The organism is Micromonospora sp. NBRC 107095, assembly GCF_030269705.1.
Taxonomy (GTDB): Bacteria; Actinomycetota; Actinomycetes; order Mycobacteriales; family Micromonosporaceae; genus Micromonospora; species Micromonospora parva.
In genome coordinates this window covers 319,320-342,809 of the sequence record NZ_BSTU01000006.1, presented here as the reverse complement: position 1 = coordinate 342,809, position 23,490 = coordinate 319,320, and the positions used below count along the sequence as shown (strand labels likewise).

Below are 23,490 nucleotides of genomic sequence, written 5' to 3'. Positions count from 1 at the left end.
CTTGTTCGACAACTATCGAACAACGCCCTATGGTCGGTGTCGTTGGTTCGACGATACTCGAACATTGGAGTTGCCGATGCGATCCCGCGCCACCGTGTACCCACTGGTCGCCGTGCTCGGCTGGGGCGTGATGTTCCCGATCCTGGCCAGCGCGCTCGACCGGGTCGACCCGCTCAACCTGACCACCGCGCGCTACCTGCTGGCCGCCGTCGTCCTGGTCGCCATCCTGCTGCTCCGCGAGGGTGCCGGCGCGCTGCGGCACGGTGCAAGGGCGCTGGAGGTGGTGGTGCTCGGCGTGGTCGGCTTCGCGGGCTTCAACCTGCTCACCAGCCTGGCGCTCGAACACGCCGCCCCGCAGCAGGTCTCCCTCTTCGTGGCCACCACCCCGGTGATCACCCAGCTCGTCCGCTGGGCTCGCGACGGCGTACGCCCTAAGCCGCTCCTGCTGGCCCTCTCCCTGGCGGCGCTCGTCGGAGTCGGCCTGGTGATCACGCGCGGCAGCCTGGCCGGTCTCGGCCAGTTCGGCCTCGGCGGGTTGATGATGATCGGCGCGGTGCTGGGCTGGGCCATCTACACCCACGGCGCCAGCCGGTTCGGCGAGTGGACGCCGCTGCGCTTCACCACACTGACCGCGCTCGCCGGCACGGCCGCCATGCTCGTCCTGAGCATCGGCGCCGACGCCGTCGGCTGGCAGCACGCGCCAGGCGCCGCCGACCTCGTGGCGGTCACCCCGCAGCTGGCGTACGCCGTCCTGGCGGGCGCCGTCATCGCGGTCCTGGCCTGGAACACAGGCGTGCAGCGACTCGGTGCCGCCAACGCCGCGCTGTTCATGAACCTGGTTCCGGTGACCACCTTCGCGGTGCAGATCGCCCGTGGCTACCGCCCGGAACCCGTCGAACTGGTCGGGGCCGCCATCACGATCGCCGCCCTGATCGCCGCGAATCTCGCCGCCCGCCCCCGGACCACGCCCCTGCCCCGGTCGGGTGCGGTGACGGACCCGATCGCGGTGACCGACCCGGTGGCCGTGAACGCCCGCTGACCCACTCCCTGGGATTCGCCCTGGAGGCCACGGCCAGCTTTGCCTAGACTCGGCAGCACAACTGAATACCTCATCCAGAGGGGCTGAGGGATACGGCCCGACGACGCCCCGGCAACCACCCCGCGCGCTCACCGCTGAGCGACCCGTGGGGCAGGTGCCAATTCCGTCCCCGCCGCACCGTGCGATGCGGGGAAAGATGAGAGGACTCTCGACATGACGTCGACGCTCGTCAGCTCCGGCATCGACACCTCCGCCAGCCCGGCCCGCGCCCTGGTCTGCCGCGCCTGTTCGGCCCGCTACCCGCTCGCAGCCCAGCACGCCTGTTACGAGTGTTTCGGCCCACTGGAGGTCGACTACGACACCTCCGCGCTGGCCACCGTCACCCGCGAACAGATCGAAGCCGGCCCGGACAACATCTGGCGGTACGCCGCACTGCTGCCCGCCGGTCAGGACCCGGGCAGCCGGGTCACCCTCGATCCGGGGCTGACCCCACTGGTGGCGGCCCCGCACCTCGCCGCCGAGTTGGGCATCACCGCGCCGCTCTGGGTCAAGGACGACAGCGCCAACCCCACCCACTCGTTCAAGGACCGGGTCGTCTCGGTAGCGCTCACCGCCGCCAAGGCGCTCGGCTTCACCCGGTTCGCCTGCGCGTCGACCGGCAACCTGGCCAACTCGGTGGCCGCCCACGCCGCCCGCGCCGGGGTGCCCTCGGTGGTCTTCATCCCCAGTGACCTGGAGCAGGGCAAGGTCATCACCACCGCCGTCTACGGTGGCGAGCTGGTCGCCATCGACGGCTCGTACGACGATGTCAACCGGCTCTGCGGTGAGCTGGTGGAGACCGACGAATTCGAGGACACCGCGTTCGTCAACGTGAACGTCCGGCCGTACTACGCGGAGGGTTCCAAGACCCTCGGCTACGAGGTGGCCGAGCAGCTCGGCTGGCGGATCCCCGCGCAGGTGGTCATTCCGATGGCCAGCGGCGAGCTGCTCACCAAGATTGACAAGGCATTCTCCGAGCTGGTCGAGATCGGCCTGGTCGAGGCGCCGGCCGGCGGCTGGAAGGTCTTCGGTGCGCAGTCCGCAGGCTGCAACCCGATCGCCGCCGCCCTGCACGGCGGGACCGACACGATCATCCCGGTCAAGCCGACCGGCATCGCCAAGTCGCTCAACATCGGCGACCCGGCAGCCGGCCTCTACGCCCTGGAGGCGGTCCGCCGCACCGGCGGCTGGATGGAGTACGTCGACGACGACGAGATCCGGGCGGGCATCCGCGACCTGGCCCGCACGACCGGGGTCTTCGCCGAGACCGCGGGCGGGGTGACAGTGGCCGTGCTGCGCAAGCTGGTCGAGTCCGGTCGGCTGGACCCGACGGCCGAGACCGTCGTGTTCAACACCGGCGAGGGTCTGAAGACCATCGACGCGGTGGCCGGCCAGGTTGGCCCGACCCACCACATCAAGCCCTCGCTGCGGGCCGCCCGCGACGCCGGCCTCCTCGGCTGAGCGGCCGAGTGGATCAGCCAGTAACTGAGTTTTCGCTGTGAGTGTGGAAAACCCGCCGCTACGGACTTGACGGCAGGAACCGGACGGCGCAAGATGCTCCGTGCGGGAGGGCATTTCGCCGAAGACTTTTGAAGTTCTTGCGACCCAACGCCGGAGGCGTTGTGCGAGTGTCCCTCCCGACCACGTTCGATCGGGCCAGCGATTAATTCGCTGGCCCGATCGCTTTTGCCTGGTGCACCCTCAGCGGAATGAGCATCACGATCGCGTCGTTCGACGGCGCCGACCGGAGCGCGGTCGACGAGGCGTACCGGATCGGGTCGGCGGCCAACGACGCCGACCTGCCGGACTTCCCGCCCTACTGCCGGCGCCGCTTCGACGCGCTGTTCCACACGCCGATGCCCGGCACCCGGTCCCTCTTCGCGCTGGCCCGACTGGATGGTGTGCCGGCCGGTTACCTCCAGCTGGACCTCCCGCAGCTCGACAACACCGACAACGCCTCCGCCGAGCTGACGGTGCATCCGGAGCTGCGGCGTCGCGGTGTCGGCCGGGCACTGCACGAGTACGGGGTGCGCCTGCTCCGCGAGCACAACCGCAAGCGGGTCGTGGCGATGGCCGTCTCCGCGCTGCCCGGCGGGCCGGCCCGCAGCGTGGCCGGTGACGCGTTCGCCGCCGGGACCGGCGCTGAACCCGCCCTCGCCGAGGTGCGCCGCCGGCTCGACGTCGGCAAGATCGACCGGGTGGCGCTGCGGGCGGCGCTCGCCGAGGCCCGACCGCGGGCCGAGGGCTACCAGTCGGTCTGCTGGCAGGGGGCCACCCCGCAGGAGTACGTCGCCGACATCGCCTACCTCGACGGCCGGCTGCTGATGGACGCACCCATGGGCGACGTGCAGTGGGAGCCGGAGCAGGTGGACGCCGAGCGCATCCGCGGCAACGAACGGGCGCTGGACGCCCGGGGCCGGCGGCGCTACCACCTCGGGATGCGCCACGAGGCGTCCGGCCGACTTGTCGCCTGGACGCTGCTGGACGTGGGCGCCTCCGCCGACTGGCACGCCTACCAGCAGATCACCATCGTCGACCCGGCCCACCGTGGGCACCGGCTCGGCCTCATCGCCAAGGCGGAGAACCTGCACCACCTGCTCACCCACGAGCCCGCGGTGCAGGTGATCGACACCTGGAACGCGGCGAGCAACAGCTACATGGTGGCGATCAACGAGCAGCTCGGCTTCCGCCCGGTGGACTCCTGGACCGACTGGCAGCTCACCCTCTGACAGGTATCGGCGCTACTGCTCGCGGACCTGACTCAGGCGTGCGCCGCTGCCGGGCATTCGCGCTACTGCTCGCGGACCTGACTCAGGCGTGCGCCGCTGCCGGGCATTCGCGCTACTGCTCGCGGACCTGACTCAGGCATGATGGCGGGCATGACGGAGACCCCGCATCCCCTGTACGACAGGCACGCCGACACCCTCAACCGTGCGCTGACCGCGATCACGGAGCGGGGCTACTGGTCCGCCTATCCCGAATCCCCCAGCCCCCGGGTGTACGGCGAGACCGCCGCCGCCGACGGCAAGGCCGCCTTCGAGGCGTACCTCGGTGGTGATTTCCCGCTCGACCAGCCCGGCAGTGGCGGTCGGGTCGCCACCGAGACGAGCCCGTTCGGGGTGGAGTTGGCGGTGCGGTACCCGCACGCCGGCACCGGCGAACTGGTCGACGCCGCCTCCGCCGCGCTGCCGGCGTGGCGTGACGCCGGCCCGCAGGCCCGGGTGGGCGTCTGCCTGGAGATCCTCGACCGGCTGCACAAGAACATCTTCGAGCTGGCCAACGCGGTGCAGTTCACCAGCGGGCAGGCGTTCGTGATGGCCTTCCAGGCCGGTGGCGCGCACGCGCTGGACCGGGCGCTGGAGGCCCTGGCGTACGCGTACGCCGAGATGACCCGGCACCCGGGCACGGCGGGCTGGGAGAAGGCCGCCGGCAAAGGTGACCCGCTGCGGATGACCAAGACGTTCCACGTGGTGCCGCGTGGCGTGGCGCTGGTGATCGGCTGCAACACCTTCCCGACCTGGAACTCGTACCCCGGGCTGTTCGCCTCGCTGGCCACCGGCAACCCGGTGATCGTCAAGCCGCACCCGCGCGCCGTGCTGCCGCTGGCCATCACCGTGAAGTACGCCCGGGAGGTGCTCGCCGAGGCCGGCTTCGACCCGAACCTGATCATGTTGGCGGCGGAGGCGCCCGGTGAGAAGCTCGCCAGCGACCTGGCCCTGCACCGGGCCGTGAAGATCGTCGACTTCACCGGCTCCACCGAGTACGGCGACTGGCTGGAGACGCACGCGCGGCAGGCCTCGGTCTACACCGAGAAGGCCGGGCTGAACACCGTCGTCATCGACTCCACCGCCGACTTCGCCGGCATGTGCCGCAACCTCGGTTTCACGCTGACCCTCTACAGCGGTCAGATGTGCACCACCTCGCAGAACATCCTCATCCCGGCCGGCGGCATCGAGACCGACCAGGGACACAAGAGTTTCGACGAGGTGGCCGGCGGGATCGCCGCCGCCGTCGGGAAGCTCACCGCGGACCCGGCCCGGGGTGTCGAACTCACCGGCGCCATCGTCAACGACGGGGTGCTGGAGCGGCTGGCCGAGGTGACCAAGGTCGGCGAGCCGGTGCTGGAGTCGCGTGCCGTGGACCATCCGTCGTACGCCGACGCGGTGGTGCGTACCCCGACGATCGTGAAGCTGACCGCTGACGACGCGGAGACGTACGGCCGGGAGTGGTTCGGTCCGATCTCGTTCGCCATCGCCACCGACTCCACGGCGCACAGCCTGGAGCTGCTGCGCCGGACGGTGGGGGAGAAGGGCGCGCTCACCGCCGGGGTCTACTCCACCGACGAGGCGGTGCTGGACGCGGCCGAGGCGGTGGCGGTCGAGGTCGGGGTGCACCTGTCCTGCAACCTCACCGGAGGGGTCTTCGTCAACCAGTCGGCGGCGTTCTCCGACTTCCACGGCAGTGGGGCCAACGCGGCGGCCAACTCGGCGCTGACGGACGGGGCCTACGTGGCGAACCGGTTCCGGATCGTGCAGTCTCGGCGGCACGTCTAATTTTTGATCTTGGTCGCGGTTGGGGGTTTCCGGGGCAGCCCGCCCCGCTCCGGGCGGTCAGGCTTGATCCCTGCGCGGGTCGGGCTGCCCCGGAAACCCTGACTCGGGCACGGTTGTCGCTGACGCGTCCGGCGGCCTTGGGGACATCTCGGTGGCTCTGCCTTGGGTTGAGTTCTTGGATTTAGGCTGTTCGGCGCATGTGCAGTTCGGTGAGGGCTGGGATGGTGGGGTGGGGGACGCGTACCCCGGTGTCCTGGAAGCCCAGGCGCTGGTAGGCCCGGTAGGCGCGGTCGTTGCCGACCACCACCTCCAGCAGCAGCTCCGGTCGGCCGCAGGCTCGCGACCAGGCGGCCACCCCGTCGATCAGCTCGCCGAGCAGCCCGCTGCCGCGCCAGGTCGGCGTGACGTACACGGCGTAGATCACGGTCACGCCGGGTTCGTTCGGGGCGGTGGTGCCGCCGGCGTGCCCGACCAACCGGCTACCCGGGTCGGCGATGAACTGCGCGTTACTGGAACCCGCTGAGGTGTACGCGACCCGGGCGGCGAACTCGTTGTGCGGCCGGGCCGCCGCGTCCGCCAGGGTCTCCAGGAAGGCCAACGGCGCGTCGGCCAGCATCTCCAGGCGCAGTGCCCGCATCCGGGCGGCGTCCTCCGGCCGGACCCGACGGATCTCCGCGAGCCGCACTGCCGGCGAGCCCATGTCGGTGGTCATGTCCGCATGCCTACCACAGGGGACGGCCGCCTCCTCGTGAGCTGTGCCCGCTCGCCGCCATCTCGGCGCGGCCCCGCAGTGTGTCCGATTTGTGGCCGTGCGCGGCCGTCACTCCTCGTGTAGCGTGCGATTTCGGTCACCTCACTCAATGGCGGTCATCGATCGCTGAGTCGGTGGTCGGGGGCGCCCGGCTGCGCCGTGCGCCGGGTCAGGCAAGGCCGCGCAGAGTAAGGGAAGTGCACCGTGGCACAGGGCACCGTGAAGTGGTTCAACGCCGAAAAGGGCTACGGCTTCATTGCCGTCGACGGCGGTCAGGACGTGTTCGTCCACTTCTCCGCTATCGAGATGGACGGTTACAAGGCGCTGGACGACGGTCAGCGGGTCGAGTTCGAGATCGCCCAGGGCCAGAAGGGTCCGCAGGCCGAGCACGTACGCGTCACCGGCTGATTTTCCGGATCGTCGGCCCCGGTGGGTCGGGGCTGCGGCAGGGGCACCTAGCCGGGAAGATCGTGACCGTTCCAGCCGATGCCGAGGAGCGCTCATGACCGACCAGCCGCCCCCGCCCACGTCGTCCGCCGGGTCCGGGGAGCCGGATCCGTCCTCGCCCGCCGGCAGCCCCGGCCACTCCGGTCCGCCGCCCGGCTGGAATCCCGTACAGGGTGCAGGTCCGCCGCCGCAGGGTTGGACGTTCCCGCCCACCGGGGGTTACCCGCCCGGGTCGGGCCCCTACGGTGGGCAGCCGTGGTACCCGGGGCCGCCGGCTGGCTGGCATCCGCCGGGTTACGGGTTCGACCCGAACGACGCACTGGTCACACCGCCGGGCGCCGGCCTCGGCGGTTGGTTCGACAGGTGTGGCGCAGCGTTGCGCCGGGGCTGGCGGCAGTTGGTGCCGATCGCGCTGCTCACCCAGGTGCTGCCGGCGGCGGTGCTCTCGGTGATCTCGCTGGGGCTGGACCCGTCGGCGAAGTGGGCCGCCCAGGCCGAGTCGAGTCCGAATCCGGCACTTCCGGACAACTTCCTCGTTGAGCTGCTGAACCTTCTGGTCCTGCTGGTCGGCGGCAGCCTGCTGGTCGGGTTGGTGCAGGCCGTCGGTTGGGCCGCCGGCACCTGGGTGATCACCAAGCAGGCGGCCGGTCAACCGGTCAGCCTGGAGTCGGCGCTGCGCTACGGCCTGCGGCGGGCCCTCGGGCTGTGGGGCTGGACCCTGCTGATCGGCCTGCTGATCGGTGTGGGCCTCTGCTTCTGTGTGCTGCCGGGCATCTACCTGGCCTTCGCGCTGAGCATGGCCGGCCCGGTCTATCTCTTCGAGCGGCACAACCCGATCGGTCGATCGTTCCGGATGTTCCACGACCGGCTGGGCCTGCTGCTCGGTCGGGTCGCCCTGGTGGCCGCGGCGGTGATCGTCGGCACGGTGATCCCCGGCGTGCTGGAAGGGGTGGGCACCTCCCCGCTCGGAACGGACCCGTTCGCCTCGGCGGGCACCGCGGTCGGCGCGGTGGTCGTGATCGGGATCACCGCAGTGCTGGCCCTGCCCGCTCACCTGGCCCAACTCATCGGTCTGCTGGTGACGTACGCCGAGCAGCGGGCCCATGAGGCGCCGGTGAACACCGCCGTACTGGCTGCGGAACTCGGCTGAGCGGCGGCATCGTGCTTGCACTCGGCATGGGAGAGTGCTAAACAAGTCATTGGCACTCGCATACCGTGAGTGCCAATGGTCGGGACGGTGGGGCCAGGTTGCACCGGCGTGGAGACGCCGGGGCGACACATGGCCGGTCGTCGCGGGCTATCCGGCCCGGCCGAAGGACGTCGTCGTCGCCAGGTGGCGACGTCCCAAGGTGCGTACACCAGGCGGCCCATCCGGGGCACACATCTCGGGTGGCCCGTGAGTGTCCAGGAGGACAACGCCGTATGGCCAAGATGATCGCGTTCGACGAAGAGGCGCGCCGCGGCCTCGAGCGGGGCATGAACCAGCTCGCCGACGCCGTAAAGGTGACCCTCGGCCCCAAGGGCCGCAACGTCGTGCTCGAGAAGAAGTGGGGTGCCCCCACCATCACCAACGATGGTGTGAGCATCGCCAAGGAGATCGAGCTCGAGGACCCGTACGAGAAGATCGGCGCTGAGCTGGTCAAGGAGGTCGCCAAGAAGACCGACGACGTTGCCGGTGACGGCACGACGACGGCGACCGTCCTGGCCCAGGCCCTGGTTCGCGAGGGCCTGCGCAACGTGGCTGCCGGCGCCAACCCGATGGCCCTGAAGCGGGGCATCGAGGCCGCTGTCGCGAGCGTCTCGGAGGAGCTGTCCAAGCTCGCCAAGGACGTCGAGACCAAGGAGCAGATCGCCTCCACCGCCTCCATCTCCGCTGGCGACAGCACCGTCGGCGAGATCATCGCCGAGGCGATGGACAAGGTCGGCAAGGAAGGCGTCATCACCGTCGAGGAGAGCAACACCTTCGGGCTGGAGCTGGAGCTCACCGAGGGTATGCGCTTCGACAAGGGCTACATCTCGGCCTACTTCATGACCGACCCGGAGCGTATGGAGGCCGTCTTCGACGACCCGTACATCCTGATCGCCAACAGCAAGATCTCGTCGGTGAAGGACCTGCTCCCGATCCTGGAGAAGGTCATGCAGTCGGGTAAGCCGCTGCTGATCATCGCCGAGGACCTGGAGGGCGAGGCCCTCGCCACCCTGGTGGTCAACAAGGTCCGTGGCACCTTCAAGTCGGTCGCCGTCAAGGCGCCGGGCTTCGGTGACCGCCGCAAGGCCATGCTGACCGACATCGCCATCCTCGCCGGTGGTCAGGTCATCAGCGAGGAGGTCGGCCTCAAGCTCGACGCCGCCAGCCTCGACATGCTGGGCCGCGCCCGCAAGGTCGTGGTGACCAAGGACGAGACCACCATCGTCGACGGTGCCGGTGACGCCGAGCAGATCCAGGGCCGGGTCAACCAGATCCGGGCCGAGATCGACAAGAGCGACTCCGACTACGACCGGGAGAAGCTGCAGGAGCGGCTGGCCAAGCTGGCCGGCGGCGTTGCGGTCATCAAGGTCGGCGCGGCCACCGAGGTCGAGCTCAAGGAGCGCAAGCACCGCATCGAGGACGCCGTTCGCAACGCGAAGGCCGCCGTCGAGGAGGGCATCGTCCCGGGTGGTGGCGTCGCGCTGGTGCAGGCCGGCAAGACCGCCTTCGACAAGCTCGACCTGGTCGGCGACGAGGCGACCGGTGCGAACATCGTCAAGGTCGCGCTGGACGCCCCGCTGCGGCAGATCGCCGTCAACGCCGGCCTCGAGGGCGGCGTCGTGGTGGAGAAGGTCCGTAACCTCGAAGCGGGTCACGGCCTCAACGCCGCCAACGGCGAGTACGTCGACCTGCTGGCCGCGGGCATCATCGACCCGGCCAAGGTGACGCGCTCGGCGCTGCAGAACGCCGCTTCCATCGCGGCGCTCTTCCTCACCACCGAGGCTGTTGTCGCGGACAAGCCGGAGAAGACCCCGGCTGCCCCGGCTGGCCCGGGTGGCGGGGAAATGGACTTCTGAGTCCAGTTCCGACACACCGAACGGGGCGGGCCGCTGACGCGGTCCGCCCCGTTCGTCGTCAGGTCGGTAGGGGGCGCTGGTTGCGCCGTTTCTGTGCCCTGCTGTACGGCGGAAGCAGCTGGATCGGCGCGTCCACCATCTCCTGAGGTTCCTCGGCCATCGACGGCTCACCGTCGGTGGTCATCTCGGCCAGTTGCTCGGCGTCGCCGTAGTCGAGCCGGTCGAACGGCAGTTGACCGGGGAGTTCACCCACCGGTTTCCAGGTGATCGGCGGGCCGTCCTCGGTCTGGTTGTCATCCGTGGTCATGGCTGCCTCCTCTACCGAAACGGTAGGGGGCGTCGATGGCCGACGCGGGCGAACGGATCTACGTCCTGTTTGCCCCAGTTATGTGGTCGGTAGGGCTCTCCGGTACAGGAAGAAGACCCGCTCGATCCGCGCGCCGGCGCTGCCCGAATAGAACGGCACCGGGCCCACCCAGCCAATCTGTGCCCGGTCCAGCCCCGCCGCCCGCAGGTCGCGCAGGCAGCGCCGCAACAACACCCCACCGATGCCCGACCCCTCGGCGGCCGGCGCGGTGCCCATCGGCCCGAACCAACTCGGCCGCGACGACCCGTACGCGGCGAAGCCCAGCAGCTCGCCGTCCCGCTCCGCCAGGTGGCAACCGGCGTCCGCGCGCCCCACCGACCCGGCCAACTCGCCGTCCCAGGTACCGCCGAAGGTGGACCTGGCGAACGCCGTCAACGCCGGCAGGTCCACCGGCTCCGCCCGCCGTACGGTGACGCCCTGGTCGGCCAGCCGCCGCTGGGCAGCCTCGGTGGACCGCAGTGCCGGCGACCCGTCGTACGACAGGTCCGCTGTCATGTTCCAGGCGGTCCGGTCCTGCTGGTAGCCGAGCGCGAGGGCGGCGCAGACCGCCGGCGTGTAGCGGACGTCGACGCCCGGCCACGCGTAGTACGGCGGATTCCCGGCCAGCAGCACCTCGGTGGCCCCCCGCTCGGCGAGCACCCGCTCGGCCCGCTGGAGCAGGGCCCGGCCGACGCCCCGACGCCGCTGATCAGGGTGGACCGCGACCAGGTCCACATGCCCGATCCCCGGATCGGCCGACGACACCGAGCAGATCAGCGCCCCCACCAGGTCCGAGCCCCGGTACGCGCCGAGCCCGACCACCGGCCGGTCGGCGGAGGCCCGCGGCCAGAGCACGTCCACGATGGAAGCCGCCTCGGCGGCGTCCTCGGGCAGGTCGAGAGCCTGCTGGCAGAGGCGTACCACGGTGGGGGCCAGGTCGGCGGTCAGCTCGGTGACGGTGATCTCGGCGTCCATGGTCGCCGACCCTAGATCACCGGGTGCCGGGTCGCACCCCCCTACTACCGCTGGGCGGCGCGCACGGCGGCGTACGCGTCGACCTGGCCGGCGCCGGTCACGTTCGACGGCCCATCGCAGGCGTCGGAGGGGCTGTCGGAGCGGTACGTGGGCGTCGCCGCCGTGGCGGTGTCCCGAAGGATCTGCCGGGTCCGGTCCACGTCACCGACCAGCGCCGGGTTCGCCGACCACATCAACGCGACCACCCCGGCCACCTGCGGCGTCGCCATCGACGTGCCGTCCAGCGCGGCGTACGTGCCGCCCGGCATGGCCGACACCACACCCACCCCCGGGGCCAGCACGTCCGGCTTGCCCGAGCCGCCCGGCACCGGCCCGCGCGAGGAGAACTCCGCCACCCGCCGCTGGGCGTCCACCGCGCCGACGGTCAGCACGTCCGGGTACGGGGCGGGCGGGTCGTCGATCGAGGCGCACCAGGGGCCGGTGTTGCCGGCCGCGGCGACCACGAAGATCCCGGCTGCGTCCAGGGCGGCGGTGGCCGGCCGCAGGACCCGCTGGTCGCAACCCTCGATGGGTGGGCAGCCCCACGAGTTGGTCAGCACCTGCGGGGCGCGCTCCGGACGGCCGTCGGTGAACGGGTCGCCACCTGCCGGGAACGGCGCCAACATGAACTGGAGGCAGTCCAGGTAGTGCGCGGGGCTGCCGAGGTTGCGGTCCAGGTTGACGCAGCCCACCCACTTCGCGTCCGGTGCCACGCCGATGCCGTCCCGCCCGACCGCGCTGCCCACCGTGTGGGTGCCGTGCCCGCCCTGGTCGGTCGGGCTCCGGGTGTCGTCCCACGGGTCGTACCAGGAGTCGTCTCCACCACGGAACCCGGCGCTCAGCGCCGGATGGCTGCCGTCCACCCCCGAGTCGGAGCTGCCCACCACGATGCCCGTGCCGGTGACCCCGAGCTGGGACCAGACCCGGTCGGCGCCGATCTGGCGGATGTTCCACTCCGGGGCGGTGGGTCGGGGCACGTCGCCCCGGCTCTGCCGGGCCGGGGCCGGCAGCGGGCGTAGGCGCTGGCTGACCAGCACCCGGGCCACCTCCGGCCGGCCGGCCAGCCAGGCCCGCACCGCCGGGCCGCCGTCCACCTCCACCGCGTTGACCAGGTAGTACGACACCGGGTCGAGGCGCAGCCGGTTCACCTCCCGCAGCAGGTCGCCCTGGCTCTGTTCGGCGGTCGTCACGAGCCGCCGGTAGACCTCCGCCGCGCGGGCGTCCCGCCCGGCCTGACCCGGCGCACCGGCCGGAAGATCGCTCAGGTCGGCTTGGGCGCGCAGCACCACGAACAGTCGCTCGCCGTACAGGCCCGGCTGGCCGGGGCCGAGGTCGACCACCCCGAACGCCACCAGCAGCACCACCGCCGCCACCGCGGCGACCCGCCGGTTCGGGGTGCGTGCCGTCGGCCGGGCGAGCAGCACCGCGTACCCGATGGCGACCAGTACCGCGACGGCGAGCCCGACGCCGGCCGCGGCCGCCACCCAGAACGGGATGTCCCGGGTGCCAACCAGCAGCAGGGTGATCTCTTCCGGGTCGGTGAAGGCCAGCGGGCCGAGCGCGGCCAGGCCCACGAGCCAGCCGGTCGCCGCCCGGCCCGCCCGCCTGGCCTCGGCCGGGTCGGCCGCGGACCGCCAGGCCGCCGCCCAGAGCGCGGCCAGCGCGAAACCCACCGGCGGCACTGTCAGCAGCCCGGGAAGCTGTCCGCCGGACTGGCCGGCCCCGCCCGCGAGCAGCAGCAACGCCACCCCGGCGACCAGGCCGCCGACCAGCACCAGTCGAGCCGGCCGGGGCGGTCGACCAACCGCGAACACGGACCAGAAGGGGGCATCCAGCAGGGTCGCGGCGAGCACCCCCAGCGCGGCGGCCGCCAGCAACGCGAGCGCGGTCTCCAGGAGGCCGCCGAGCGCACCCAACCACGCCCACGGCAGCAGCAGCGCCAACCCGGCGGCGACCGCGAGCAGCGGCACCGGGCCGGGCCGGCGCAGACGTCTTCCGATCAGCGCCAGCTCTCCGACACCCTCAGGCCGGGTGGCGTCGCCGTGTCCGGCGGTCTCGGTCCGGGTGGCATCGCGGTGTGCGGTGGCGTCGGGCCGGGTGGCATCGCGGTGTGCGACGGTCTCGGGCCACGTGGCGTCGCCGTTCGCGGCGGTCTCGGGCCACGAGGGGTCGCCGTTCCCGGCGGGTGCCGGGCCGCCGACCGAGCCAACCGGCCCGGGGTACGACGACCGGCGCGCCGACCAGCGTACGGCGAGCGTGCCGAGCACCGCCGCGCCGGCCAGCGCGGCGAGGTACGCCTCGTGGTGCACCGGCGGCACGACCCGCAGCAGCGTGAGCACGCCGAGAGCGAGTGCCCCGATCAACCAGGCCCGCCCGGTGGCCCGGACCGCGAGCGACCGGGGCAGGACGGCCAGCAACAGGGCGGGCGTGCCGACCAGTACGACGGTGACCAGGCCGAGAACCGGCCAGAGCCAGCCGAGCCGGTCGCGCCCGAAGCTCAGCAGCACCTGGTCGGTGAGCCAGCCACCGGTCTGGGTGCCCACGGTGACCGCTACCGTCCAGCAGCCAACCAGCACGGCAGCGACCGCCGGCCAGGGGGACGTTCGAGCGCTGACTGGAGGGTACGCGGGTTGACCGTGCATCCGAGAACCTTACGACCACGGTGAACGGTTGCGGACCGAGTGCCACCTCGAAGAACCGTCGAGACCTTGGACAGTTTCCGTTAGCTCCTAACGGAAACTGTCCAAGGTCTCTGCCGGGCGGTGGTCGCGAAATGGGCATTTGGGGCCGTGCGGGGCGGGCGGCGAAATGTCGACGCGTCGGCCCGGCGGTTACGGTGGACGGGTGCGCGACCCCAATATCTCCCGATCCGTCGCCGGTCAGCTCTCACCGGTCCGCCGTGCGTCCGACCTGCGTCGACTACGTGCCGAGCGCTTCGATGTGCTGGTCATCGGCGGTGGGGTGACCGGTGCCGGTGCCGCCCTGGACGCGGCGTCCCGGGGCCTGAAGGTGGCGCTGGTCGAGGCGCGTGACCTTGCGGCGGGCACCTCCAGCCGGTCCAGCAAACTCATCCACGGTGGCCTGCGTTACCTGGAGCAGTTGGAGTTCCACCTGGTCCACGAGGCGCTCACCGAGCGCGGCCTGCTGGCCACCCGGCTCGCGCCGCACCTGGTCCGCCCGGTGCCGATCATGGTGCCGCTGCCGGCGGGGCGGGGTCTGCGGGACCTACCGGCCCGAGTCTTCCGCCGCTCGTACTACGGCGCGGGCGTGGCCGCGTACGACGCCTTCGCGGGGGTCTTCGGCGGTGGCCGGGGTATGCCGCTGCACCGTCACCTGACCCGGGAGGGTGCCCGGCGGATCTTCCCGAGCCTGCGGGCCGACGCGTTGGCCGGGGCCATCCGCTACTACGACGGGCAGGTCGACGACGCCCGGTTGGTGGTCACCCTGGCCCGCACCGCGGCCAGCCTGGGCGCCACAGTGGTGAGCAGTGCCCGCGCCGTCGGGCTGATCCGGCAGGCGCGCGAGGTGACCGGCGTCCGGGTCCGGGACCTGGAGGTTCCGCCCGGGTCACCGGACGCGGAGTTCGAGGTGCAGGCCCGCACCGTCATCGCCGCCACCGGTGTGTGGAGTGACGACATGTCCCGGATGCTCAACGACGTGGGCCTGCGGCCCGGCGTCCGGGTGCGCGCCTCCAAGGGGGTGCACCTGGTGGTGCCCCGCTCGGCGATCACCGGCGAGACGGGGCTCATCCTGCGGACGGCGAGTTCGGTGCTCTTCGTCATCCCGTGGGGCGGGCACTGGATCATCGGCACGACGGACACCGACTGGCGGCTGGACCGCTCCCACCCGGCCGCCTCGGCCCGTGACATCGACTACCTCCTCCAGCAGGTCAACACGGTGCTGGACCGGCCGCTGACCACCGCCGACATCGAGGGGGTGTACGCCGGGCTGCGGCCGCTGCTGGCCGGCGAGGCCGACTCGACCTCGAAGCTCTCCCGGGAGCACGCGGTCTTCGAGCCGATGCTCGGGCTGTTGCTGGTCGCGGGCGGCAAGTACACGACGTACCGGGTGATGGCGTCGGACGTGGTCGACCGGGCCGCTCGCCGCCTCGGTGGGGCCCGCGCGTCGCGCACCGCCGACCTGCCGCTGCTCGGCGCCGACGGGTACCCGGCGATGTGGCGGGACCGGGCCGACCTGGCCCGCCGGCACGGCGTGCCGGTGGGGGTGGTGGAGCACCTGCTGGAGCGGTACGGCACCCTCACCCTGGACCTGCTGGCGCTGGTGGACGCCGATCCACTGCTGGCGTCTCCGCTGGCCGGTGCTCCGGAGTACCTGGCGGCGGAGGTCGCCTACGCGGCGCGGGCGGAGGGTGCGCTGCACCTGGAGGACGTGCTGACCCGACGGACCCGGATCTCGTTCGAGACCAGCCACCGGGGGTTGGAGTCGGCGGAGCACACCGCCGAGCTGATGGGGGCGGTGCTCGGCTGGGATGCGGCCACCCGGGCCCGCGAGGTCGAGCACTACCGCGCCCGCGTGGAGGCGGAGCGGCAGTCCCAGTTGATGCCGGACGACGCGGCGGCGGACGCCGCCCGGCTGGGTGCTCCGGACGTCCGGGGTTATGCGGCCGACCGGGGCGGCGACGACGATCAGGCGGAGCTGCGACAGTCCGCTCGATGACGAATTGCGACGTTACCAATGGGTAACTATCGATACCGACCCGGATGGTGGTTTCGGACGCTACCTACGGTGGGGTAGGTTTCCGCGCGTGCAACACCGCGCCCGCCCTCGTCTGCTCGGACCCCTGCTCGCCGTCGCGCTCGCCAGCGCCCTGACCGGGTGCTCGCTCTTCGACCGGGACAAGCCGAGCAGCCCGGTGGAGCAGCCGACCGGCACGGCGGGCGGATCGCAGCTGGAGATCCCCACCACGGTCGCCGCCGGCCAGGTCAGCCTGCTCCAGCGGCTCGGTGAGGACGGGCCGATGCGCACCCTGAGCGTCGAGCGCAACGGCGCGTGGCAGTGCGTCGACTGCGCCGGCGACGGCGTGACCTCCCGGGGCACCCTCGCACCGGAGCTGACCGAGCGGCTCCAGGTGCTGCTGGCCAACCCGGCGCTGGCCGACGAGACCGATCAGGCCCGGCGGTACCGGACCACCTGCATCGACGCGCTGACGTCCAGCCTCATCACCTCGACCGGGCTGATCACCTCACAGGACTGCCCCGGTGAGGAGCTCACGCCGGTCGCCGGGGAGATCCTGCTGCTGCTGACCCAGGCCACCCCGGCCGAGGTCAAGGGCTGACCGCAGCCGGTCAGAGCACCTTGCCCGGGTTGAGCAGGCCGGCCGGGTCGAGCGCCGACTTGATCGCCTGATGCACCCGGACGCCGACCGGCCCGACCTCCTGGGCCAGCCAGTCCCGCTTGAGCAGCCCCACCCCGTGCTCGCCGGTGCACGTGCCGCCCAGGTCCAGGCCGAGCCGCATGATCTCGTCGAAGGCCCGTCGGCCCCGCGCCACACTCGCCGGATCGGCCCGGTCGACCACGATGTTTGGGTGCATGTTGCCGTCCCCGGCGTGCCCCACCACGCCGATCGGCACCTCGCACTCGGCGGCGATCCGGGCGACCCCGTCCAGGAGCGCGGCGAGTGCGCCGCGCGGCACCGCCACATCGTCGATCACCAGGCCGCCGTTGCCGCCCGGGTAGGTGTCCGCCGCGAACTTCTCCATCGCCGGGTGGGCCAACCGGCGGGCCTGTAGCAGTGCCGCCGCCTCCACCGCGTCGGTGGCCGCGTAGACCTCGTCGGCACCGACGGCCTCGCACACCTCGGCCAGCACCGCCAGGTCGTCCGCCGCCCGGGTGCCGGTGTCCGCGGCGGCCAGCAACAGGGCCTGCGCGTCGGTCCGCAACCCCATCGGCTGGTACGCCTCGATCGCCCGCAGGTGGGTCTGGTCCAGCAACTCCAGCAGGCTGGGGGTGAGCCCGCGAGCCGCGATCTCGGCCACCGCCGCACCGGCAGTGGCAACGGACGGGAAGACCGCCACCAGGGTCAGCGAGTCGGCCGGGGCGGGCCGCAGCGCCACGGTCACCTCGGTGATCACGCCGAGGGTGCCCTCCGAACCGACGAACAGCCGGGTCAGGTCGTAACCGGCCACCCCCTTGGCCGTACGCCGCCCGGTGCGCAGCACCTCGCCGGAGGCGAGCACCACCTCCAGGCCGAGCACGTACTCGGTGGTCACGCCGTACTTGACGCAGCACATGCCGCCGGCGTTGGTGGCCACGTTGCCGCCGATCGTGGACGACTCCCACGAGCCGGGGTCGGGTGGGTACCAGAGGCCCTGCTTGGCCACCGCCCCGGCCAGCGCCGCGTTGACCACCCCCGGTTGGACCACAGCGATCCGGCTCACCGGATCGATCTCCCGGATCTCGTTCATCGCGACGGTGCTGAGCACCACCGCGCCGTCCACCGCGTTCGCCGCGCCGGCCAGCCCGGTCCGCGCGCCCTGCGGCACCACCGGTACGCAGTGTCGCGCCGCGGCCCGGACCACGGCGACCACCTGATCGGTGTCGCGTGGCCGGGTCACCACCAACGGGAGCCCGGCGGCGCACAGGTCGGCCTCGTCGCGCTGGTGCATCAGCAGCAGGTCCGGGTCGGTGAGCACGGCGTCGTCACCGAGCGCGGCGCGCAGGTCGTCGAGGAGCGCGGTGGGGGCCATGCAGCCGAGGCTAGGCCGCCGACCGGCGATCAACAACATGATCGACTCGACGGGATAGCTTGGACCTCATGCTCTACCTGGACCGGCCGGCCTGGCCGTGGCGCGGCCGGCTCTGGTCGCACCTGATCAGTGACGTCTCCTACGCCGAGCTGCACGCCTTCGCGGAGACGCTGGGTGCGCCGAGGCGCGGCTTCGACCGGGACCACTACGACATCCCGGCCGACCGGTTCGCGGCGGCGGTGTGGCTCGGTGCGCAGGTCGTGCCGAGCCGCGAGCTGGTCCAGTTGCTCCGCAGCACCGGCCTGCGTCGCCCGAAACACCTGGTCAGCCCGCGTTCTGCGGCTCCCCGCTGAGCGTGGCGAGTTCCCGGCGCACGTTGGCCCGGGCGGGCTCTTCCCACCGGCTGGCCAGCGGCGGCAGCCGGAACAGCGCGGGCAGCGCCAGCAGTCCGGTCAACACCGCCGCCCGTCCAGCCCGGAAGGCCGGCTCGGGCACGTGGGCGTACTCCCGGCGGATCGCCGCCGCGTACCGCTCGTAGCGGGCCGGCGGTGCGGCCAGCACGGCCAGGTCCGCGTCGCAGAGCAGCGCACCGTCCCGGTCATCCGGGGTCACCGAGTGCCCGGCGGTGAGCAGCACCAGCCGGCGCACCTCGGCCACCGTGGACATCGGCACCCCGAGCCCGGCGAGCACGTTCCCGGCCAGTGTCGCGCTGTCCCGTTCGTTGGCGTCGCCAGCGGCCCGGGGGTCGTAGACCACGTCGTGGAACCAGGCCGCCAACCGGACCACGTCGACCCGTTCGGCCAGGTCGGCGTGCTGGTCCACCACATCGAGCGCCGCCGTCAGGTGGGCCAGCGTGTGATAGTGCCGGTGCGGCTCCCGCCACCGGGCGATCACCATCTCCCCGGCCCGGGTCGTGTCCGGGTCGGGCCCCGCGCCGGCATCCCGGGCCGCCGCCCGCCACCGGTCCAGCAGATCAGCCACCGCCCGAGTCTGCCGCATCCGCCTGCGACGCGCGGGACGGGAGGATTCAGCGAGCCCACCACGGGTAGTCGCGCCCATGGCCGTGGCCCGGGACAAGCGACCTCCGGTGGTGCGACGTACCGCGCTGCGTGAAGGGTTGGTGGACATCGACGGCGCGCGAATCGCCGAAGCCACCCAACAGCTGCGCCACCGCGGTCGTGCCACCCTGCACGACCGGCTGCACCGGGTACGGATGGCTGGCGGGCTCGCCGTGCAGGCCGGGCTGGCGGCGGGGCTCGCGTACCTGATCTCGCACAAGGTGCTCGGCAACCCGCAACCGGTCTTCGCGCCGATCTCCGCGGTCGGCACGCTGGCCGCCTCGGTCGGTCAGCGGTTCCGCCGGACGGTGGAGCTGATCGTCGGGGTGGGCGTCGGGGTGGCAGTCGGTGACCTGCTGATCTACTTCCTCGGCACTGGCGCGTGGCAGCTCGGCCTGGTGGTCACCGTGGCGATCCTGCTGACCATCTTCGCCGGGGCGAGCGTGGCGATCGTCATCCAGGCGGCGGCCACTGCGGTGCTGATCGTGACGCTGAGCCCGTCGACCCAGAACCTGGAGATCCCCCGCTTCGTCGACGCGTTCCTCGGCGGTGGGATCGCCCTGCTGGTCACGGCGGTGCTGCTGCCACTCAACCCGCTCCGAGTGATCAACCGAGCCGCCCGACCCGCCCTGGACCTGCTCGCCACCCAGCTCGACGCCACCGCCGACGGGCTGCGCAACCGGGACCGCGCCACCATCCAGGGCGCACTGGAGAGGCTGCGTAACAACAAGGAGGAGTTGGCCACGCTGGGCGAGGCGATCGAGGGGGCGAAGGAGACCGCCACCCTCTCCCCGGCCCGTTGGCACCGCCGCGACGAACTGACCCACTACGCGGAGGCCGCTGACCCGATCGACCGGGCGATGCGCAACAGCGGCACGCTGATCCGCCGGTCCGTCACGCTGGTCGAGGACGAGGAGCCGGTGCCCGATCCGATGCCGGACGCGATCGGGCACCTCGCCGAGTCGGTCCGGCTGCTCAAGCACGAGTTCGCCGCCGGTGAGGAGCCGGAGAAGGCCCGGGAACGGTCACTGCGCGCCGTCAGCGAGGCCGGCCGGGCGTACGGGGCCGGTGTCGGTTTCTCCGGCAGCGTCGTCGTGGCCCAGATCCGCACCACCGCGAGTGATCTGCTGGTCGCCTCCGGAATCGAGCAGGAGGAGGCGAACCGGTGGATCCGTACCGCCTTCGGGGAGCAGGAACGCCCGGTCGGTGAGCCCGCCGAGCCCGGCGAAACGCCGAAGCCACCCACCGCCCCGCCGGTCGGCTGAGCGCGGGTCACGCCGGCTGGGCCTCAGCCCAGCTCGGCCAGCGCCGCGAGCAGCCGGTCCACCTGGGCGGCCGTGCTGCCCAGCCCGATGCTGGCGCGCAGCGCGGTGGGTGGCAGGTCCCGCCGGCCGGTACGCCCCGCCGCCTCACTGAGCAGCCGTCGGGCCAGTGGGTGGGCACAGAACAACCCGTCCCGTACGCCGATGTGGTGCTCGGCGGCCAGCCGGGTGGCCACCTCGGCGGAGTCCCTACCGGCGACCACGAACGAGACGATGCCGACCCGGGGCGCGTCCGGGCCGAAGGTGCGCAGCTCCACGACGTGCGGCAGGGCTGCGAGGCCGGTCCGTAGCCGGGCCAGCAGGGCCTGCTCGTGGGCGGCCAGCGCGGCCCGGTCCGCGTCGTCGAGCGCCGCGCACACCGCCGCCAGCGCCACCGCGCCGAGCAGGTTCGGGGTGCCGCCCTCGTGTCGGGCCGGACCGGTCGCCCAGGTCACGTCGTGGGTGGCCGGTCCGACGTGACTGGTGGCCCCACCGCCGGCCAGGTACGGCGACGCGGCGTCCAGCCAGTCCGCCCGGCCGATCAGCACGCCCGCGCCGAACGGCGCGTACAGCTTGTGGCCGGACACGGCCAGATAGTCGACGTCCAGCGTGAGCAGGTCGACCGGGGCGTGCGGGGCGAGTTGCGCGCCGTCGAGCACGATCCGGGCACCGTGCCGGTGGGCCACCCGCGCCAGCTCGGCGACCGGCCACCGCTCCCCGGTCACGTTGCTCGCACCGGTCACCGCGACCAGCACCGGCAGCGCCGGGTTGCTGCCCCGACGCAGCTCGGTCAGGGCGGCGGCGAGATCGCGTACCGCCCCGTCGGGGTCGGTGGGCACCGGGAGCCGCACCGATCCGCGCGGCCAGGGCAGCAGGTTGGCGTGGTGCTCGCCGGCGAACGTGACGACAGTCGTGCCGGCCGGCACGGCCCGCGCCAGCAGGTTGAGCGCATCCGTGGTGTTACGGGTGAAGATCACGTGATCGTCGGCGCGAGCGCCGAAGTGGTCCCCGATCGTCTGCCGGGCCTGCTCGTAGGCGAGGGTGCAGCGTCGCGACAGCGCTCCCGCGCCGCGATGCACGCTGGCGTACCAGGGCAGCAGCTCGGCCACCGCGTCGGCGGCGGCTCGCGCGCACGGCGCGCTGGCCGCGTAGTCCAGGTTGATCTCGCCGGGCACACCGAGGACGTCGAGCGGTGCGGACGGCCCGGCGGGCACTGTGGGCAGCGCGGGAACGAGAGTGACGGACACGCCGGAACCTCCGGGGTCAGGGACCCCGGGTGCGACATCGGGACGGGGTCCGCGCTTGCCCAGCACACCGATCGGGCTGGGCCCGGTCATCACCCGGGGCACCCCACCGCGAACTCGACGAGGGTTGCCGGCCAGCAAACCGGGGTTTGACGCTGGCGCTCGTGACCTGCCGGCAGCATAGCGGCTACCGATGCGGCCGAACCAGCCGGCGGCGGATGGCTACGCTGACCGCATGGCCGACACCCCGCCCGGTTCACCGCTGCCGCCGTCGCCCGCCGGCCCGCCCGCGCCCGCAGCCCCGCCCGTGGACGAGACGCCCCGGATGCCGCTGCGCCGACTGGGCTGGCGGCGGTTCCTGGTGCTGGCCGGGGTGGTGCTGTTCATCGCGGCGTGCGCGGTGTTCATGGTGTTCACGCTCGGCCAGTCGCTCGGTGCGCAGGCCCTGCTGATCGGGGTGGTGGCCGCCATCCTGCCGGTGCCGGTGCTGGTCGGCTGCTTCCTCTGGTTGGACCGGTACGAACCCGAGCCGCTGAAGTATCTGATCTTCTGCTTCGCCTGGGGTGCGTTCGTCTCCACCGCAGCCTCGCTCACCGTGAACGACTTCGCGGCCAACCGGTTCGCCGACTGGGGCCTGCCGTCCGCGCTCACCGGGGTGCTGGTGGCGCCGTTCATCGAGGAGTTGACCAAGGCGCTGGGCCCGATCCTGCTGCTGGTGTTCCGCCGTCGCGAGTGGTCCGGGATCACCGACGGCCTGGTCTACTGCGGGCTCTCCGCGGTCGGCTTCGCGATGGTGGAGAACATCCTCTACCTGGGCGGGTTGGGCTACGCCTCCGGTGCCGACCGCTACGGTCCGGCGACCGGCATCCAGCAGGTCATCGCGATCTTCATCCTGCGGATCCTGCTGTTCGGGTTCGCCCATCCCCTTTTCACCTCGATGACCGGTGTCGGGCTGGGAATCGCCTCCCGGACGGCCGACCGGCGCATCCGGGTGCTCGCCCCGATCGCCGGCCTGCTGCTGGCGATGATGCTGCACGGCACGTGGAACCTGCTGCCCACGCTCACCCAGGCCACCGGTGAGGCCGTGATCATGCTGTACGGCTTCCTGGGCCTGATGGTGCCGGTCTTCTTCGGCACCGTGGGGCTGGCGCTGTGGCTGCGCGCCTGGGAGGGGCGGCTCACCGAACGGGTCCTGCCCGACTACGTACGCGCCGGCTGGCTCAGCCCGCCCGAGGTGGCCGCCCTGAGCAGCCTCGGCAGGCGGCACGCCGCCCGCAGCTGGGCGCGGCGGGTGGCCGGCGACGCCGGGCTGCGGGCGATGCGGGGTTACCAGTCCGCCGCGACCCGCCTGGCCCTGCTGCGCGACGGGACGCTGCGGGGTCTGGACCGCAAGCCCGCCGACCAGGAGCGGACCGCACGTGAGGAGCGGGAGTTGCTGGACGCGATCAGCGCGTACCGGACGTTCTTCGTCGGTCGGGACCCGCAGGCCCCGGCGGGGGTCTGGGACGGCAGCCGCTACCACCTGCGCTTCCCGGACGGCACCCAGCGCCCGGTGGACGCGCCGCACGAGCCGGTGGTGCCGATCCCGGTGGTGCTGGCGCCCGCCCCGGCTCCGGTGGGGTACGCAGCGCCCGGCTGGCCGGGGCCGCGGTCGGCGCCGCCCTGGCCGCCGACGCACCCCTGAGCGCTGCCGGCAGACGGCTCAGGTCGGTGAAGCGGCTCAGGTCGGCAGGGCGGCTCAGGTCATCAGCGAGGTGAGGAAGTCACCGAGGCCCTGGAACATCGCGATCAGCGCGGCCCCGATCGCCCGGAACATCTGCGCGGCACCGTCCGGCCGGAAGGCCATGAAGTAGATCAGGAACGCGACACTGCCCCAGGTCAAGAGCTTCTTCACGAATACCGGCATCGTCCCTCCCCAGGGCCACGGTCGCCGGATGGCTTCCCGT

General features: G+C 72.3%; 20 protein-coding genes and 2 riboswitches. Of the genes, 12 read left to right on the top strand and 8 right to left on the bottom strand.

The window, feature by feature from the left end; all coding sequences use genetic code 11:
• The first annotated feature begins 76 nt into the window (after positions 1-76).
• The 4 genes from QSK15_RS27330 to paaN all read left to right on the top strand — a co-directional run bounded on the left by QSK15_RS27330 (position 77) and on the right by paaN (position 5,631).
• Entirely contained in the window at positions 77-1,039 is a 963-nt protein-coding gene (locus QSK15_RS27330; RefSeq protein ID WP_285796942.1) for a DMT family transporter, read from the top strand.
• A 67-nt stretch (positions 1,040-1,106) separates the two neighbouring features.
• Positions 1,107-1,242: riboswitch (SAM riboswitch) on the top strand.
• Between the two features lie 10 nt (positions 1,243-1,252).
• Positions 1,253-2,539 carry a threonine synthase gene (thrC, locus tag QSK15_RS27325; protein ID WP_285796941.1) on the top strand — a complete coding sequence of 429 codons (1,287 nt, stop codon included), beginning with the start codon at positions 1,253-1,255 and terminating at the stop codon, positions 2,537-2,539.
• A gap of 248 nt (positions 2,540-2,787) precedes the next feature.
• Positions 2,788-3,807 (top strand): GNAT family N-acetyltransferase, encoded by a 1,020-nt coding sequence (locus tag QSK15_RS27320; protein ID WP_285796940.1) that lies wholly within the window; start codon positions 2,788-2,790, stop codon positions 3,805-3,807.
• A gap of 150 nt (positions 3,808-3,957) precedes the next feature.
• Positions 3,958-5,631 carry a phenylacetic acid degradation protein PaaN gene (gene paaN / locus QSK15_RS27315; RefSeq protein ID WP_285796939.1) on the top strand — a complete coding sequence of 558 codons (1,674 nt, stop codon included), beginning with the start codon at positions 3,958-3,960 and terminating at the stop codon, positions 5,629-5,631.
• 181 nt (positions 5,632-5,812) lie between these two features.
• On the opposite strand, the gene QSK15_RS27310 is transcribed toward paaN, so the two are convergent.
• Positions 5,813-6,343, bottom strand: coding sequence for a GNAT family N-acetyltransferase (locus tag QSK15_RS27310; protein ID WP_285796938.1), 531 nt, complete (start codon positions 6,341-6,343; stop codon positions 5,813-5,815).
• A gap of 243 nt (positions 6,344-6,586) precedes the next feature.
• On the opposite strand from QSK15_RS27310, the gene QSK15_RS27305 reads away from it, so the two are divergent.
• The 3 genes from QSK15_RS27305 (at position 6,587) to groL (ending at position 9,874) form a co-directional block, all read left to right on the top strand.
• Positions 6,587-6,790 carry a cold-shock protein gene (locus QSK15_RS27305; RefSeq protein ID WP_030327804.1) on the top strand — a complete coding sequence of 68 codons (204 nt, stop codon included), beginning with the start codon at positions 6,587-6,589 and terminating at the stop codon, positions 6,788-6,790.
• Between the two features lie 94 nt (positions 6,791-6,884).
• A complete protein-coding gene (locus QSK15_RS27300; protein WP_285796937.1) occupies positions 6,885-7,979 on the top strand; it encodes a hypothetical protein in 1,095 nt (364 codons plus the stop codon).
• Positions 7,980-8,251: 272 nt separating this feature from the next.
• Entirely contained in the window at positions 8,252-9,874 is a 1,623-nt protein-coding gene (gene groL, locus QSK15_RS27295; protein ID WP_030327802.1) for a chaperonin GroEL, read from the top strand.
• Positions 9,875-9,932: 58 nt separating this feature from the next.
• On the opposite strand, the gene QSK15_RS27290 is transcribed toward groL, so the two are convergent.
• The 3 genes from QSK15_RS27290 to QSK15_RS27280 form a co-directional block, all read right to left on the bottom strand.
• The gene (locus tag QSK15_RS27290; RefSeq protein WP_030327801.1) at positions 9,933-10,181 is read right to left on the bottom strand and encodes a hypothetical protein; all 249 of its coding nucleotides are present in this window, start codon (positions 10,179-10,181) and stop codon (positions 9,933-9,935) included.
• Positions 10,182-10,259: 78 nt separating this feature from the next.
• A complete protein-coding gene (locus tag QSK15_RS27285; protein ID WP_285796936.1) occupies positions 10,260-11,195 on the bottom strand; it encodes a GNAT family N-acetyltransferase in 936 nt (311 codons plus the stop codon).
• 44 nt (positions 11,196-11,239) lie between these two features.
• Positions 11,240-13,876, bottom strand: a complete 2,637-nt coding sequence (locus QSK15_RS27280) for a S8 family serine peptidase (RefSeq protein ID WP_285796935.1) — start codon at positions 13,874-13,876, stop codon at positions 11,240-11,242.
• Between the two features lie 217 nt (positions 13,877-14,093).
• Between QSK15_RS27280 and QSK15_RS27275 the strand changes: the two genes are divergently transcribed.
• Entirely contained in the window at positions 14,094-15,911 is a 1,818-nt protein-coding gene (locus tag QSK15_RS27275; protein WP_285797151.1) for a glycerol-3-phosphate dehydrogenase/oxidase, read from the top strand.
• Between the two features lie 88 nt (positions 15,912-15,999).
• Positions 16,000-16,530 (top strand): hypothetical protein, encoded by a 531-nt coding sequence (locus QSK15_RS27270; protein WP_285796934.1) that lies wholly within the window; start codon positions 16,000-16,002, stop codon positions 16,528-16,530.
• A gap of 10 nt (positions 16,531-16,540) precedes the next feature.
• On the opposite strand, the gene QSK15_RS27265 is transcribed toward QSK15_RS27270, so the two are convergent.
• Positions 16,541-17,941, bottom strand: a complete 1,401-nt coding sequence (locus tag QSK15_RS27265; RefSeq protein WP_285796933.1) for an FAD-binding oxidoreductase — start codon at positions 17,939-17,941, stop codon at positions 16,541-16,543.
• Between the two features lie 68 nt (positions 17,942-18,009).
• Between QSK15_RS27265 and QSK15_RS27260 the strand changes: the two genes are divergently transcribed.
• The gene (locus QSK15_RS27260) at positions 18,010-18,294 is read left to right on the top strand and encodes a DUF4031 domain-containing protein (protein WP_030327795.1); all 285 of its coding nucleotides are present in this window, start codon (positions 18,010-18,012) and stop codon (positions 18,292-18,294) included.
• Here the strand turns inward: QSK15_RS27260 and QSK15_RS27255 are convergent.
• Entirely contained in the window at positions 18,266-18,922 is a 657-nt protein-coding gene (locus QSK15_RS27255; RefSeq protein WP_285796932.1) for an HD domain-containing protein, read from the bottom strand. The genes QSK15_RS27260 and QSK15_RS27255 overlap by 29 nt on opposite strands.
• Before the next feature lie 139 nt (positions 18,923-19,061).
• On the opposite strand from QSK15_RS27255, the gene QSK15_RS27250 reads away from it, so the two are divergent.
• Entirely contained in the window at positions 19,062-20,264 is a 1,203-nt protein-coding gene (locus QSK15_RS27250) for an FUSC family protein (RefSeq protein WP_285797150.1), read from the top strand.
• Positions 20,265-20,287: 23 nt separating this feature from the next.
• On the opposite strand, the gene QSK15_RS27245 is transcribed toward QSK15_RS27250, so the two are convergent.
• Entirely contained in the window at positions 20,288-21,547 is a 1,260-nt protein-coding gene (locus QSK15_RS27245; RefSeq protein WP_285796931.1) for an aminotransferase class V-fold PLP-dependent enzyme, read from the bottom strand.
• Positions 21,548-21,593: 46 nt separating this feature from the next.
• Positions 21,594-21,714: riboswitch (SAM riboswitch) on the bottom strand.
• Positions 21,715-21,737: 23 nt separating this feature from the next.
• On the opposite strand from QSK15_RS27245, the gene QSK15_RS27240 reads away from it, so the two are divergent.
• Positions 21,738-23,228, top strand: coding sequence for a PrsW family intramembrane metalloprotease (locus tag QSK15_RS27240; RefSeq protein ID WP_285796930.1), 1,491 nt, complete (start codon positions 21,738-21,740; stop codon positions 23,226-23,228).
• 54 nt (positions 23,229-23,282) lie between these two features.
• On the opposite strand, the gene QSK15_RS27235 is transcribed toward QSK15_RS27240, so the two are convergent.
• The gene (locus QSK15_RS27235; protein WP_167337262.1) at positions 23,283-23,450 is read right to left on the bottom strand and encodes a hypothetical protein; all 168 of its coding nucleotides are present in this window, start codon (positions 23,448-23,450) and stop codon (positions 23,283-23,285) included.
• Positions 23,451-23,490: the final 40 nt, after the last annotated feature.